This window comes from Dietzia sp., assembly GCF_036741115.1.
Taxonomy (GTDB): domain Bacteria; phylum Actinomycetota; class Actinomycetes; order Mycobacteriales; family Mycobacteriaceae; genus Dietzia.
In genome coordinates, this window is sequence record NZ_DAINST010000047.1 from 10446 (window position 1) to 25305 (window position 14860).

A 14860-nucleotide genomic window follows, 5' to 3' on the forward strand; every position below is an offset into this window, starting at 1 on the left:
TTCCTACTCATCCCGGCGGCGGGATGGGTCTACGCCATCGGCTCGGTCGGCTTCGGCGTCTGGTTCCTCGTCATGGCGCATCGCCTCTACGCAGGGGTCAAGCGCGGGGTCGAGGTCAAGCCGCTGTCGCTGTTCATCCTCTCGAACAACTACCTCGCGGCGGTTTTCGTCGCTTTGTCGATCGACGCTGTGCTCGGCCTGCCGACCATCTCCAGCCTGTTCTGATCGGCGCGCGCCGCCGACTTCTGACTCAGGACAGAGGATCGAGGACGATCGAGCCCTGCGTCTTCCGCCCCTCGAGCGCGCGGTGCGCCTCTGCGGCCTGAGAAAGCGGGAAGGTCGCACCCACCTCGAGTTCGAGGTCCCCGGATTCCAGCGCCGACAGCACGGCACCGGAACGCTCGAGCAGCTCCTCGCGGTTTCGAACGAAGTAGGCGAGCGAGGGCCTGGTGATACTCAGCGCGCCTCCGGAGTTGAGCCGCTGGAGATCGAACGGCGGCACGGGGCCGGAGGCGGCACCGTAGAGCACGAACGTGCCGCGCACCCGGAGGCTATCGAGCGAGGAATCGAAGGTCGCGGCGCCGACCCCGTCGAACACCGTCTCCACGCCGCCGTCGGTGAGTCGGCGGATCGTCGTTCCCGTCGCCTCCTCGTAGGACAGGACGATCTCCGCGCCGCGAGACTTCGCGATGGCGACCTTCTCCGGCGTCGATGCCGTGGCGATGACCCGAAGACCCTGCTGCACGCACATCTGGATGAGCAGCTGGCCGACGCCGCCGGCTCCCGCGTGGACGAGGACGAAGTCGCCCTCCTTCGCACGGTGGGTGTCGTTGACGAGGTAGTGGGCTGTCATCCCCTGGAACAATGCGGACGCGGCGATCTCGTCCGGAAGGGAGTCGGGGACGGGCACCGCTCGGGCGGCCGGGACGCAAACGTACTGGGCGTAGCTCGATGGCGCACTGCTCCAGGCGACTCGGTCGCCCGGTGCGAACTCCGACACTCCGGTGCCGACCCCCACCACGACGCCCGCACCTTCATCGCCGGGGATGTAGGGGGTCTCGCGCGAGTAGATGCCCTCACGGTAATAGGTGTCGATGTAGTTGACACCTATGCGCAGAGGCCTGACCAGGAGTTCGCCGATCCCGGGCTCGGGATCCTTGACCTCGCTGTACTCCAGGACCTCGGGGCCTCCGTGTTTGAACACGACGATTGCATGCATACAGACCAGTATTACGAATGTCGCCTGTGTATCGCCACTACCGGCAAGTAGGATAGCCGCATGACTTCCTCGCAGGGCAGCGGAAAGCTGCAGCTCCACTCGCGCTACGGTCAAGGCCCCAAGCCCGCGGCCGGTCAGGCCTCAGGCCAGGGCATCACTATCGGGGACGGCGCCGCACAGAGCGCGCCCACCTCGTCCGGCGATGCCTCCGGAGATGCCTCGCCGGATGACGGCTCAGGTCCCGCCGCCGAGACCTCTACGGCCTCGGACGCCGCCGAGCCCACGGAGTCCACCGAGACCGCCCCAACCCAGGCGCAAGCCTCATCACCGAGCTCAGCCGATACCGCGCAGGGCGGCGAAGCCGCTTCCGGATCTGAATCCGGCGAGGATTCTTCCTCCGTGGGCGGCCTCAGCCTCGATGGCCCTTCGTCCGCGCCCGCCCCCGGCGGCGGCAAGCTCGCGCTCGGCGGTCTCGCCGGAGCGGGCGTCGCTGCGGGAGCAGGGGTTGCGGCCGCGTCCAAGGCGTCGCCGTCAGGCGAGGAGTCGAAGGATGGGGCCAGTGCTGCCTCGGATTCTGCGGCCGAGTCCGAAGCTCCCGCAACGGAGGCGAAGGCGCAGACCTCTGGCGGCACTCTGAGCCTCGGCGGACGATCGAAGCCCAAGGCTCCCGGCGGCGGCGCCGGAGGGCTCACCCTCGGTGGCGGAAAGGCCGCTGAACAAGCCACCGCCGCGAGCGGCAAGTCCACTGCGCCGGCGGAGAAGCCGGCTGCCCAGGAGTCCCCAGCACCCGCGGAGTCGGCCGGGACAACCGAGCCCGCAGAACAATCATCCGAGTCGGACGCGAAGGCGCCGAGTTCAGGCGGCGGGCTCACGCTCGGCGGCGGTTCCAAGGCCAAGGCGCCCGGCGGCGGTGCCGCGGCGCTATCGCTCGGCGGTGCGAAGGCCGCCGAGAGCCCCGCGCCCGACGCGGCGGAGACCACTTCCTCGAACGATTCCACCGCGCAGGAATCCACCGAAAAGACGCCGGATTCGGCCACGAAGGCACCGAGCTCGGGTGGCGGGCTTACGCTCGGCGGCGGTTCCAAGGCCAAGGCGCCCGGCGGCGGCTCCGGCGGGCTCTCCCTCGGCGGCGCGAAGCCCGCAGGCGGCGAAGAATCCGGCTCGGCGAGCGGTGTCGAGGAGAAGAGCGGTGCGGGAACGGCTGTCGTCGCCGCAGGCGCCGGTGCGGCCGCAGCCGCCGGAGCCGCGGCTGTCGCGAGCTCGTCCTCCTCCGATTCCGACGCCGATCAGGCTGCGGATTCGTCCAAGGACGCCGGCGAGACGCCCGAGCGGGAGACCCGCGCCCAGAAGAAGGCCGCGGGAAAGGCCCGAAAGAAGGCGGAGAAGGAAAAGGCCGCCGAGCAGGCCGCGCTCGCGCCGAAGAAGGTCGTGCGCAACATCTCGCGGTTCGTTTCCGCGCACGGTGGCATGGCGTACGTAGTGCGCGAGCCTGTCGGTCGGCGCGGCGTTCGACTCTGCCTCGTCGGCGATGACGGCGTGCTCGGCGAGCAGTTCGTCGATTCGGAGGAACAGGCCGATGCCGTCATCGGCTCGGTGGGCAATCTCGAGACCGACGACTGGTCGAAGAAGACGACCCTGAAGATCGACGTACCTGCCGGGCATTGGGAGAAGATGGCCGGCTCCGGTCGCCTGGTCTAAGCACCCGCGGCCCGCCCGTATTCGGGCGGGCCGAATGCAGAAGGGCCCTACAGCGAGTTCCTCGCTGTAGGGCCCTTCTGCGCTGCGATTGAGAGTCAGGCGAGCTCGGGTCCCGGCTCCGGCCGGCGCACGCGGCAGCCGGCCCAGAGGATCGCGGTGAGCGCTGTCACGAGCCCTGCGCCGAGGACATGGAGAACGACGAGCGCCTCGGGTACTCCCGTGAAGTACTGGATGAGGCCGATAGCTCCCTGAGCGAGGATTCCGCACACGAGGACGATGCCTCGTCGGCGCACGACGCGGTCCATCCCCTTGCGAAAGGCGATGACCACGAGTGCGACGACGAGGATGAGGTAGACCGCCATGAGCTCGCCGTGGATGTGGGCGAGGAGGTCGATGTCGACCTGGAGACGGTCTTCGGCCTTGACGCGTCCGTCACCTGCGTGCGGGCCTGCGCCCGTAACGAGCGTGCCCGCGACGAGCACGGCGGCGAGGAGCGCCCCCGAGAGCACGATGCCGGAGCGGAAACGGGAGCCCGCGAGGACGCGGACCGGCGCGTCGTCGGGTTCCTGAATACGCACGAAAAGGACCGCCGCGCAGGCAGCGAGGAGCAGCGAGGGCACGAGGTGCAAGGCAACAGTCCACCACAGGAGCCCAGCGAGCACGGTGATCCCGCCGATGATCCCCTGCGCGAGGATGCCGAACGGCATGATCCACGCGAGAGCCTTGAGCTCCGTCCGGCGGCCCGCCCGCAGCACGGCGAGAAGGAGGAGGACCGCGACGACGGTGAGCACGATGGTGAGGGTCCGGTTGCCGAACTCGATGAGCTGGTGGACCCACGGGGCGGCGCCGGCGACCGGGACGAAACTGTCCTGGTTGCAGCGCGGCCACTCCTCGCAGCCTAGGCCGGAGGCCGTCACACGCACGATCGCGCCGGTGCCCATGATCCCGATCTGGCAAATGAGATTGAGCAGCGCGAGCCACCACAGTGTGCGGGAGGACGGGACCGGCAGGCGCGAGAGCATCCGGGGCCCTCCTTCCGAATCATCGGACGCGGTTCGGGGATGGGCTGCGGACTGGTTCGTGCTGGTCACAAGTAGGGATTCTATTGGTCGATGTCCTCGTTCCCAGAATCCGGTCCCGGAATCCGGTCCCGAGTGGGAGAGCCGGCGCTATGTGAAGCGGAAGTAGCGCGAGGCCGCGAGACCGCCGGCGATGGACCAGGCGCCGAGCACGAGCAGCTCCACTCCGGGGAACTCGCCGGCAAGGGCCCGCGAGATGCCTTCGGTGAGCGCGAATGAGGGGATGAGGAGCATCGCATCGTGGACGCCACTCGAGAGCTCGACCGCCCCGATCGCCGCGCCGACGAAGGCGAGGAGCACGAACCAGACGAGGTTGGCGAGGGCGAGCGTGACCTCGGCCTTGAGCGTTCCGCCGAGGAGCAGTCCGAGGCTGCCGAAAGCGAGCACCCCGAAGACCACGGGAACGAGCGCGGCGAGCACGTGGAGGAGCTCGGGCCGCCAGCCGAGGAGCAACGCGACGATGCCGAGGACGACGAGTTGCCCGGCGACGACGAGGAGGACCGCGGTGATCTTGCCGCCGACTATGATCGCCTGCGGCAGGGGGGTGGCGCCGAGACGTTTGAGCGCCCCGTAGCGCCTGTCGAATCCGACTGCGATGGCCTGCCCGGTGAATGCGGCCGACATGATCGCCACGGCGAACACGGCGGGTACCGCGGCATCGATTCGCGGCTGCTGGATGGTCGAGCCACCGAGTTCGGTGAGCCCGACGAGCAGGGCGACGGGGATGAAGAGCGCGAGGAGCAGCTGCTCCCCATTACGGATGAAGAGGGAGAACTCCATCCGCGTCTGCGCCACCCACATCGCGGAGCGCGATGCAGGCGAGGAGGGCCGATCGAAAGTCCCAGCGGGGAATGCCTCGCTCAACGCATTTCCTTCCCTGTGAGCTCGAGGAACACGTCTTCGAGCGAACGCTGCCGGCGCCCGATGGAATCGAGCGCGAGGCCGCGCTCGGCGAAGTGCGCGCACGCCGCGGCGAAGAGCTCGGGGCTCGGTTCTCCGTCGATGCTGATCTCGTGGGCCCGATTACCCGGGCGGACGCGAACCTCCCCGCCGCCGGCGGTGCCGGCACCGGGGAAGGAGCGCCGCGACAGCGCTTCCGCGAGCGAGTCCAGCTCGGTCGCCGGAACGTCTGCGGCGAAACTCGCGACGATCCCGTTGGTGGTGCCGAGCGCGGAGAGCTGCTCCGGCGTCCCGGACGCGACGATAGAACCGCGGTCGATGATCACCACGGAATCGGCGAGCTCGGCGGCTTCGTCCATGAGGTGGGTGGTGAGCAGCACGGCGACGCCGTCGCGGCGCAGCGCCCTGATGAGGTCCCACACGACGAGCCGGGACTGGGCGTCCATGCCAGCCGTGGGTTCGTCGAAGAATACGAGCTGCGGGCGGCCCACGATCGCGCAGGCCAGGGAGAGCCGCTGCTGCTGCCCGCCGGAGAGCCGGCGATAGGGGGTGCGCCCGTGCTCGCGCATCCCCAGGATGTCGAGGAGCCAGTCCACGTCGAGAGGATCGGCGTAGAAGGACGCGACGAGTCTGAGCATTTCTTCCGTGCGCGCCGCCGAATAGGCTCCGCCGCCCTGCAGCATCATGCCCACGCGTTCGCGGACCGCGCCGCGCTCGCGCACCGGGTCGAGGCCGAGGATCGAGACGGACGAACCGGGATCGGGCTCGAGGAAGCCTTCACATATTTCGACCGTGCTCGTCTTTCCCGCGCCGTTGGGACCGAGCAGGGCCATGACCTCGCCGCGGCGCACATCGAAGTCGATGCCATCCACTGCGAGCTTCTCGCCATAGCTCTTGGTCAACCCGCGTACGCGCAGCGCGAGATCGTAGTCCGCCGTGATCACGTAGCCGATGGTAGTGAGTCGGTCTCCGCAGGCCGCGAGCCGGTCTCACGGATTCGGCTCAGGCGCAGGAACCCCGGCCACCACAGGCACGCGATGAGGATGACGAGCAGCGTGATCACGGTGGCGACCCAGGCGCCGATCGTCACCGCCGGTGGGGGGCCGTATCCGGGCGGGAGGACGAAACAGGCGAGAAGCGCCGAATATCCGATCACGATGAGACGGACCCGCCACGCCGAGACCCACGCGGCGAGGGGCACCATCGCCCACAGGGCGTACCACGGCTGGACGACGGGGAACATGAGCACGATACCGAGGAGCGCCAGCCCCATCCCGCCGAGCGGGTTGAGCTTGCCGGTCCACACGACCCAGAGCAGCCACAGCGTCCACGCGCCCGCGAGGACCATTCCGCCGGCCTGGGTCATCGCGAGGAGCTGTTCGGTGTGGTCACCGAGTCCGAGAAGCTGTCCGGCCCCGCCGACAATCACTCCGAGGGCGGTGGGCGGCGAGAGCCACGAACGAACCGCGGTGGCGGCACCGAGCTTGGTGATCCACCCCGTCCCCGAAGCGCTCACGAGGACGGCGACGACCGTCGTCGCCACGCAGATCGCGGACATCGCCAGCACGGCGCGGACGAATGCGCGTAGGTCGTTGCCGAGGCGCCTGGCGAGAGCGAGACCGACGAATCCGAGCGCGACGATCACCGGGATCTTCACCATTGCCGCGGCGATGACCAGCACCGTCCCGGCGATGAAGAAGAAGTACTCGCGGCGCGCCCACACCCCCGCGTTGTCGGTCGCACGGAACACCCAAACGAGGCCGACCGCGAGGAAGCCGAGCATCACCGACTCGGAGTGGATGCCACTAACCAGGTGGAACAGCACCAGCGGGTTACACACCCCGAGCCACAGCGCGGCGACGTCCGACACGCCGCAGCGGCGGGCGAGCCGCGGGATCGCCCACGCCATCGCCGCGATGCCCACGAGCGCGAACGCACGGTGGATAGCCGTGCCCAGGATGACGTTGTCTCCCGAGACCTCGTAGACGAGGCGCTCGATGAGAAGGAATGCGGGACCGTACTGATTGGGGGTCTCGCGCCAGATCGTCGGCACGTTGATCGTGAGCGGATGGTCCGCCCCGAGCGCCGCCACGGGGCCGAGGGAATAGGGATCCTTGAGGATCGAGGCCATCGCTCCGTGTGCGAGGTAGCTGTAGACGTCCTTCGAGAACATCGGCGGGGCGAGCGCGAGGGGAATGGCCCAGCTCGCGATGATCCTGTCGATCGCTAGCCGCCTGATCGTCGGCATCGAACCGCCGCGAAGCCTGCGGCCGAGTGCGAAATATCCGATTCCGAGCCAGCACAATGTCAGCCCGACCATGCCGATCATCGCTATGGTCATCGACGTCTGCTGCATCCGCAGCAGCAGCCCGACGACGCGCTCGCCCTGCAGCGGATTGTGCAGGACGGGGAGCGCGCCGGCGCCGAGCGCACCCAACGCCATGAGGACCGCCGCGGCCGTGCCGAGCAGCCGGATTCTCGCGACGAGGGCGAGGCGGGATTCGTCGAGGCGACCGTGCCCCGACTCCGCAGCGGTGTACCGGGACACCCGGGTGCCAAAGGACGCCGCCGCGGAATTGAGCCGCGCGAGCACCGCGGACGACGCCTCCACCGCTCGGCCCACCGCACGTCCTCTCGTCACCTGCCCGCGCGGAAGCCGCGCATGTCGCCTGCAACCCTAACCCGTCTACACCCCTATTCCCGACGGCGGAAGTCCGGTTCCGCCCGGCCGACCCGGATCTCCGCCGTCATGGGCATATGCGGCGGCGGCAAAGCGGGAAGGACGGCGGGTCGGCGCGTAGCGGAGAAGGGGAGAGGCAGGGCGGCACGGGGTGCCGTATGGGGGCGGAATTATTTACGAAAGGTCGGTGTTGCGTAAAGTGTATTGCCGTGAGGAGGTGAGCGAATGACGGAACAGCTGTCCCGGTTGTCCCAGGACTCTGCGGCGCCCAGGTCGTCCACGGCGTCAGGCGTGGCCGAGCACGAGCTCGAGCAAGGCACCGGCACCAGGGAAAAGGTGCTGGGGCTACTCCTGCGGCACCCAGATTCCACTGCGGCCGAGGTCGCGGAGGCATTGGCTCTCACACCCACCGCGGTTCGCCGTCATCTCGAGATCCTCGCGGAGGAGTCGCTGGTCGAGACCATCCGGCGCCCCGCGAAGGGCCGCGGACGCCCGGCCCGGGCGTGGCGGCTCACGGCGCGGGGTCGCGGGCTGCGCGGCGATTCGAACGGCCAGCTCGCACTCGATGCCCTCGAGGCGTTGCGCGCGGCGGGCGGGTCCGAGGCCGTGTACCGTTTCGCGTTCAGCCGCTTCGAGGCGCTCGTCGAGGACATCAGTCCAGCCGAGAGCCCCGAGGAGGTTCGCGGCGTGGCGAGGGAGCTCGCGAGCACCCTCTCCGCGGCCGGATACGAGGCCTCCGTCGACGACACCGTGACCGGGGTGCAGCTCTGCCAGCACCACTGCCCGGTGTGGGACGTCGCCTCGCAGTGCCCCGAACTGTGCGCCGCGGAGCAGGGCGTGCTCGAGGTCAAGCTCGGTACGCACATCCAGCGGCTCGCGACCCTCGCGGTCGGGAACTGCGCGTGCACGACAAACATCCCGGTCGCAGTAGACAGACCGGGTAAGGAGTGGTCGGCAGATCCCGGGGAGCCACCCGGCTAGCCCCGCCGATTCCGAAGACCCGAAGACCCGGGCCGCCTCCGAAGGCGGGCCGGCGCCAGAACCACAGCTCGACGCCGCGAGTGGGCGACTGCCCTCACCGCCCGCGGTACTCAACGAAAGGACGAGATCGAATGACTCTCAGCCAGGACCAAGTGTCCGCAGAGAACTCGGAGCGCTCGCTGTCCACCGACGAGGAGATCATCGATTCCATCGGTGCGTACCAGTTCGGCTGGCACGATTCCGATGCCGCCGGCGCCTCCGCTCAGCGTGGTCTGTCCCCGGATGTCGTCCGCGACATCTCCGGGAAGAAGAGCGAACAGGACTGGATGCTCGAGACGCGCCTCAAGGCGCTCCGCATCTTCGAGAAGAAGCCGATGCCCACGTGGTCCGCCGACCTCTCCGGCATCGACTTCGACAACATCAAGTACTTCGTCCGCTCCACGGAGAAGCAGGCCACCAGCTGGGAAGAGCTTCCCGAGGACATCAAGGCCACGTACGACAAGCTCGGCATCCCCGAGGCGGAGAAACAGCGCCTCGTCGCCGGCGTCGCCGCGCAGTACGAGTCCGAGGTCGTCTACCACCAGATCCGCGAGGACCTGGAGAGCCAGGGCGTCATCTTCGTGGACACCGATACCGGCCTTCGCGAGCACCCCGAGCTGTTCAAGGAGTACTTCGGCTCCGTGATCCCCGCGGGCGACAACAAGTTCTCCGCGCTCAACACCGCGGTGTGGTCCGGTGGATCCTTCATCTACGTGCCGCCGGGCGTGCACGTGGACATCCCGCTGCAGGCCTACTTCCGCATCAACACGGAGAACATGGGCCAGTTCGAGCGCACGCTCATCATCGTCGACGAGGGCGCCTACGTGCACTACGTCGAGGGCTGCACTGCGCCGATCTACAAGTCGGACTCCCTCCACTCGGCGGTCGTCGAGATCATCGTCAAGAAGGGTGGGCGCTGCCGCTACACGACCATCCAGAACTGGTCGAACAACGTCTACAACCTCGTCACCAAGCGCGCCCGCGCCGAAGAGGGCGCGACGATGGAGTGGATCGACGGCAACATCGGTTCCAAGGTGACGATGAAGTACCCGGCCGTGTGGATGACCGGTGAGCACGCCAAGGGCGAGGTCCTCTCCGTCGCGTTCGCCGGCGAGGGTCAGCACCAGGACACCGGCTCGAAGATGGTGCACCTCGCGCCAAACACCTCGTCCTCGATCGTCTCCAAGTCCGTCGCGCGCGGCGGCGGCCGGTCCGCGTACCGCGGGCTCATCCAGGTCAACCCGGGCGCCAAGGGCAGTAAGTCCACGGTCAAGTGCGATGCGCTGCTAGTGGACAACATCTCGCGCTCGGACACCTACCCATACGTCGACATTCGCGAGGACGACGTGACGATGGGCCACGAGGCCACCGTCTCCAAGGTCTCCGACGACCAGCTCTTCTACCTCATGAGCCGCGGTCTCGACGAGGACGAGGCCATGGCGATGATCGTCCGCGGCTTCGTCGAGCCGATCGCGAAGGAGCTCCCCATGGAGTACGCGCTCGAGCTCAACCGCCTTATCGAACTGCAGATGGAAGGATCGGTGGGTTAGTCCATGGCGACGACCGAGAAGAGCGAGCAGACCGGCGGCGCCGCGGCAGAGTCCACCGGGCGCAACCGCAACAACATCCAGAGCAACGAGTTCGACTCCACGCTCACCAAGGGCGACGTCTTCACCTCCCGCGACGTCGCCGCGTTCGAGGTGCCGACCTTCAAGGACGAGGCGTGGAGGTTCACCCCGCTCAAGCGCCTCCGCGGCCTCCACGACGGCTCGAACGCCGCCGCCACGGGGACCGTGAGCATCAGCGTCGGCGACCACGATGGCGCGACCATCGACGCGATCTCCGTCGAGACTGCGCCGATGGACGACGCGCGCCTCGGCGCAGCGGGCGAGCCCTCGGATCGCGTGCAGGCCCAGGCCTTCACGTCCGCCGAGAACGCCACCATCATCACGGTGGGCAAGGAGCAGGAGATCGCCGAGCCCGTCGTCGTGCGGATGTCCGGCCCTGGCGCCGACGCCGTAGCCTTCGCGCACACGCAGATCCGCGTCGAGCGCTTCGGCCGCGCCGTCGTCGTGCTCGACCAGACCGGCAGCGGCACGATCGCGGAAAACGTCGAGTTCGTCGTTGATGACGGCGGATACCTCGAGGTCATCTCCGTCCAGGACTGGGAGGACGACGCGGTCCACCTCGCCGGCCACCACGTGCGAGTCGGCCGCGATGCCGGCATCAAGTACGCTGCGGCGACGTTCGGCGGCGAGCTCGTCCGAGTCGCCTCCGACGGCCATTTCTCCGGCCCGGGCGGCGACATCGAAATGCTCGGCCTCTACTTCGCCGACGACGGGCAGCACTTTGAGCACCGACTGCTCGTGGACCATGACGTGCCGAACTGCCGCTCGAACATCATGTACAAGGGCGCGCTCCAGGGCGATCGCGCAACCAAGAAGCCCGACGCTCACGCGGTGTGGGTCGGCGACGTGCTCATCCGCGCCGCCGCGACGGGCACGGACACGTACGAGCTCAACCGCAACCTCATCCTCACCGACGGCGCGCGCGCCGACTCCATCCCGAATCTCGAGATCGAGACCGGCGAGATCGAGGGCGCGGGCCACGCGAGCGCGACCGGCCGCTTCGACGACGAGCAGCTCTTCTACTTCCAGGCGCGCGGTATCCCCGAGGAGGTCGCCCGGCGCCTCGTCGTGCGCGGCTTCTTCGGCGAGGTCATCGCAAAGATCTCCGTCAAGGAGGTCCGCGAGCGGCTGGCCGAGTACGTCGAGGACGAGCTTGCCCTGATCGGCGTGTAGTCCGCCGTCATAAACGAACCTGCTCGGGCCCCCGAGAACCGGCCACCGCCCCGCGAGCGCGGGCCAAACGCGGCCTCGGCGCCCCGAGACGAATCCCGAGACGAATAGCGAAACCCACCTAGCGAAGGCGAAATATCTGATGTCCACTCTCGAAATCCGCGGGCTCACGGCCCGGGTCACGCCGAACGACGACTCCGAGGAGGCGAAGGAGATCCTCAAGGGCGTCGACCTCACCATCAACTCGGGCGAGACGCACGCCGTGATGGGCCCGAACGGCTCCGGCAAGTCGACCCTGTCGTATGTCATCGCCGGCCACCCGAAGTACGAGGTGACCGGGGGCTCGATCACCCTCGACGGCCAGGATGTCCTCGCGATGAGCGTCGACGAGCGCGCCCGCGCGGGCCTCTTCCTCGCGATGCAGTACCCCGTCGAGGTGCCCGGCGTCTCCATGGCCAACTTCCTCCGTACCGCGGCCACGGCCGTGCGCGGCGAGGCGCCGAAGCTGCGCCACTGGGTCAAGGAGGTCAAGGACGCGATGGGTGAGCTCAAGATCGATCCCGACTTCGCCGAGCGCAGCGTCAACGAGGGCTTCTCGGGCGGCGAGAAGAAGCGCCACGAGATCCTCCAGCTCGATCTCCTCAAGCCGCAGATGGCCGTGCTCGACGAGACCGACTCGGGCCTCGACGTCGACGCTCTCCGTGTGGTCTCCGACGGCGTCAACCGATACAAGTCGGAGGAGAACGGCGGCATCCTGCTCATCACGCACTACACGCGCATCCTCCGCTACATCAAGCCCGATCAGGTGCACGTGTTCGCCGATGGCCAGATCGTCACCTCCGGCGGCCCCGAGCTCGCAGACGAGCTCGAGGAGCACGGCTACGAGCGCTACACCGACCAGGCGAAGGCGTAAGCCGGTATGGCCGCAGATGTGGATGCAGTGGACGTGCAGGCGGTCCGCGCCGACTTCCCGATCCTCTCACGTACGGTCCGCGACGGTAAGCCGCTGATCTACCTCGATTCCGGCGCCACCTCGCAGCGCCCAGTGCAGGTGCTCGATGCCGAGCGGGACTTCCTCGAGCGCTCCAACGCCGCCGTGCACCGCGGTGCGCACCAGCTCGCGGAGGAGGCGACGGACGCCTACGAGGGCGCGCGCGAGCGCATCGCGGAGTTCGTCGGCGCCGATGCCGATGAGCTCGTGTTCACCAAGAACGCGACCGAGGCGCTCAACCTCGTGGCGTACACGCTCGGTGACGAGCGCTTCGAGGGACGGTCCGTGGGACCAGGCGACGAGATCGTGATCTCCGAGCTCGAGCACCACGCCAACCTCGTGCCGTGGCAGGAGCTCGCGCGCCGGACCGGCGCAACGCTCCGCTGGTTCGGCCTGACGGCGGACGGGCGCATCGACCTCGACTCCATCGAGCTCTCGGAGCGGACCAAGGTCGTGGCGCTGACGCACCAGTCGAACGTCACGGGCGCGGTGCTCGACGTTGCGCGCATGGTGGAGATGGCGCAGGCCGTCGGCGCCCTCACGGTGCTCGACGCGTGCCAGTCGGTGCCGCACATGCCGGTGGACTTCCACACCCTCGGCGTCGACTACGCGGCGTTCTCCGGGCACAAGATGCTCGGTCCGTCGGGCGTCGGCGTCCTCTACGGGCGTAGGGAGCTTCTCGAGGCGATGCCCCCGTTCCTCACGGGCGGCTCGATGATCGCCACCGTGACGATGGAGAAGACCACGTACGCCGATCCGCCCCAGCGCTTCGAGGCAGGAGTGCCGATGACCTCCCAGGCCGTGGGCCTCGGGGCGGCCGTCGACTACCTCTCGGCGATCGGGATGGACGCTGTGGCTGAGCACGAGCGCGAGCTCACGGCGCGCGCCCTCGAGCGTCTCTCCGCCATCGAAGGAGTGACGATCGTCGGGCCGCAGACCACCGAGGCGCGGGGCGGCGCGGTCTCGTTCGTCCTGGACGGCATCCACGCCCACGATGTGAGCCAGGTGCTCGACGATCGCGGCGTCGCCGTGCGCGTCGGCCACCACTGCGCGTGGCCGCTGCATCAGCGGTTCGGAATAAATTCGACCGTCCGCGCGTCGTTCGCTGTGTACAACACGCTGGACGAGGTCGACGCCCTTGCAGAGGCCGTCGTCGCGGCCCAGGATTTCTTCGCGGTGAGGTAGGCGATCGGAACAACATGAAGCTCGAACAGATGTATCAGGAAGTGATCCTCGATCACTACCGGAACCCGCAGCACGCAGGGCTGCGCGACCCGTTCGGCGCCGAGGTGCACCACGTCAACCCCACCTGTGGCGACGAGCTCACCCTCCGCCTCCGCCTCGGGGACGACGGGGAGACGGTAGAGGACATCTCGTACGACGCCCAGGGCTGCTCGATCTCGCAGGCCTCGACGTCGATGATGGCCGAGTTGCTCGTCGGCAAGACGGTGCCCGAGGCCATGGAGAAGTTCGACGCGTTCCACGAGATGATCTCCTCTCGGGGCACGATCGAGGGAGACGAGGATCTACTCGACGACGCCGTCGCACTGCACGGCGTCTCGCAATACCCCGCGCGCGTCAAGTGCGCACTCCTCGGCTGGATGGCATTCAAGGACGCCCTCGCCCAGCAGCAGGAGCCCCAGACGAACTGACCGGCGCCCCGGCAGGGGCCGCCCGCCAATCCGTACTGCTCTACCAGGGAGGACACGATGACCGAAGCAACGCAAGAAGGAGCAGGGGTCGCCGATGCCGGCGGCGCCAACGACTCCATGGCATACAACGGCGAGTACCGTCCCGCCGCTGACCGCACCGAGCAGTCGCCGGAGGACCTCGCGCTCGCCGCAGACGTCGAGGAGGCCATGCGCGACGTCGTCGACCCGGAGCTCGGGATCAACGTCGTCGACCTCGGCCTCGTCTACGACATCTGGATCCACGATGGCACGACCGCCCGCGTGGACATGACCCTCACCTCGGCCGCGTGTCCGCTCACGGACATGATCGAGGACCAAGCGCAGAGCGCCGTCGTCGACGACGGGCCCTGTACGGAGCTCGAGCTCAACTGGGTCTGGATGCCCCCGTGGGGCCCCGAGAAGATCACCGAGGACGGGCGTGAGCAGCTCCGCGCCCTCGGGTTCACGATCTAGCTGCCCTCGGCGCGAGAAGCGCCCCGCAACCGCGCCCCGAAGGCGGCGGCTGCGACCTCGATACGGGTCGTGGCGGCCGCCTTCGCCCATTGGGTGCCCATCGCCGCGGTGGTCGCGGCAGGCCCGCGGGTGCGGGAGAAGAACGCCTCCTGACGGCGGACGTCCATCTGCCCGAAGGCAGCGAACATGTCGGCGAGCGCGTCCGGTGAGATGCTGAGCAGCGCGCGCAACCCGGCTCTGTGGAGAATGTCCGTCCCGCGGGGGACGGGGCTGCGCAGCTTGCGACCGTCGGCGAGATCCGCCGCGGCCCCGTCGGCCGCGAGGAGCGTCG

At 68.5% G+C, this 14860-nt stretch carries 13 protein-coding genes and 2 pseudogenes; 9 read left to right on the forward strand and 6 right to left on the reverse strand.

Annotation, left to right across the window (positions count from 1 at the left end):
* Positions 1-225 (forward strand): annotated as a pseudogene (locus V7E05_RS08710) (heme o synthase); the annotation flags it as partial.
* 25 nt (positions 226-250) lie between these two features.
* On the opposite strand, the gene V7E05_RS08715 reads toward V7E05_RS08710, so the two are convergent.
* Positions 251-1219 carry a quinone oxidoreductase family protein gene (locus tag V7E05_RS08715; protein ID WP_333619273.1) on the reverse strand — a complete coding sequence of 323 codons (969 nt, stop codon included), beginning with the start codon at positions 1217-1219 and terminating at the stop codon, positions 251-253.
* Between the two features lie 60 nt (positions 1220-1279).
* On the opposite strand from V7E05_RS08715, the gene V7E05_RS08720 reads away from it, so the two are divergent.
* On the forward strand, positions 1280-2917 hold the full coding sequence (locus V7E05_RS08720) for a hypothetical protein (RefSeq protein WP_333619274.1): 1638 nt from the start codon (positions 1280-1282) through the stop codon (positions 2915-2917).
* Positions 2918-3012: 95 nt separating this feature from the next.
* Here V7E05_RS08720 and V7E05_RS08725 read toward each other — a convergent pair whose 3' ends face one another.
* The 4 genes from V7E05_RS08725 to mptB all read right to left on the reverse strand — a co-directional run bounded on the left by V7E05_RS08725 (position 3013) and on the right by mptB (position 7519).
* Positions 3013-3939 (reverse strand): COX15/CtaA family protein, encoded by a 927-nt coding sequence (locus V7E05_RS08725; protein ID WP_333619275.1) that lies wholly within the window; start codon positions 3937-3939, stop codon positions 3013-3015.
* A 147-nt stretch (positions 3940-4086) separates the two neighbouring features.
* Positions 4087-4860 carry an ABC transporter permease gene (locus V7E05_RS08730; RefSeq protein WP_333619276.1) on the reverse strand — a complete coding sequence of 258 codons (774 nt, stop codon included), beginning with the start codon at positions 4858-4860 and terminating at the stop codon, positions 4087-4089.
* Positions 4857-5837, reverse strand: a complete 981-nt coding sequence (locus V7E05_RS08735; RefSeq protein WP_333619286.1) for an ABC transporter ATP-binding protein — start codon at positions 5835-5837, stop codon at positions 4857-4859. Before V7E05_RS08735 ends, V7E05_RS08730 begins: the two co-directional genes overlap by 4 nt.
* Positions 5837-7519, reverse strand: coding sequence for a polyprenol phosphomannose-dependent alpha 1,6 mannosyltransferase MptB (mptB, locus tag V7E05_RS08740; RefSeq protein WP_333619277.1), 1683 nt, complete (start codon positions 7517-7519; stop codon positions 5837-5839). The genes V7E05_RS08735 and mptB overlap by 1 nt, the downstream gene beginning before the upstream one ends.
* A 282-nt stretch (positions 7520-7801) precedes the next feature.
* On the opposite strand from mptB, the gene V7E05_RS08745 reads away from it, so the two are divergent.
* The 7 genes from V7E05_RS08745 (at position 7802) to V7E05_RS08775 (ending at position 14529) form a co-directional block, all read left to right on the forward strand.
* On the forward strand, positions 7802-8557 hold the full coding sequence (locus tag V7E05_RS08745; RefSeq protein ID WP_333619278.1) for a helix-turn-helix transcriptional regulator: 756 nt from the start codon (positions 7802-7804) through the stop codon (positions 8555-8557).
* 131 nt (positions 8558-8688) lie between these two features.
* Positions 8689-10146: a Fe-S cluster assembly protein SufB gene (gene sufB / locus V7E05_RS08750; protein WP_333619279.1), complete on the forward strand. Its 1458-nt coding sequence runs from the start codon at positions 8689-8691 to the stop codon at positions 10144-10146.
* Between the two features lie 3 nt (positions 10147-10149).
* Complete coding sequence (gene sufD / locus V7E05_RS08755; RefSeq protein WP_333619280.1) at positions 10150-11397, forward strand: Fe-S cluster assembly protein SufD; 1248 nt, start codon at positions 10150-10152, stop codon at positions 11395-11397.
* A 139-nt stretch (positions 11398-11536) separates the two neighbouring features.
* Positions 11537-12307: a Fe-S cluster assembly ATPase SufC gene (gene sufC, locus V7E05_RS08760; RefSeq protein ID WP_333619281.1), complete on the forward strand. Its 771-nt coding sequence runs from the start codon at positions 11537-11539 to the stop codon at positions 12305-12307.
* A gap of 6 nt (positions 12308-12313) precedes the next feature.
* A complete protein-coding gene (locus V7E05_RS08765; RefSeq protein ID WP_333619282.1) occupies positions 12314-13570 on the forward strand; it encodes a cysteine desulfurase in 1257 nt (418 codons plus the stop codon).
* Positions 13571-13584: 14 nt separating this feature from the next.
* Complete coding sequence (gene sufU / locus V7E05_RS08770; RefSeq protein ID WP_333619283.1) at positions 13585-14037, forward strand: Fe-S cluster assembly sulfur transfer protein SufU; 453 nt, start codon at positions 13585-13587, stop codon at positions 14035-14037.
* A 117-nt stretch (positions 14038-14154) separates the two neighbouring features.
* Positions 14155-14529 carry a metal-sulfur cluster assembly factor gene (locus V7E05_RS08775; RefSeq protein WP_333619287.1) on the forward strand — a complete coding sequence of 125 codons (375 nt, stop codon included), beginning with the start codon at positions 14155-14157 and terminating at the stop codon, positions 14527-14529.
* On the opposite strand, the pseudogene V7E05_RS08780 reads toward V7E05_RS08775, so the two are convergent.
* Positions 14526-14860, reverse strand: a pseudogene (locus V7E05_RS08780) (hypothetical protein); the annotation flags it as partial. The gene V7E05_RS08775 and the pseudogene V7E05_RS08780 overlap by 4 nt on opposite strands.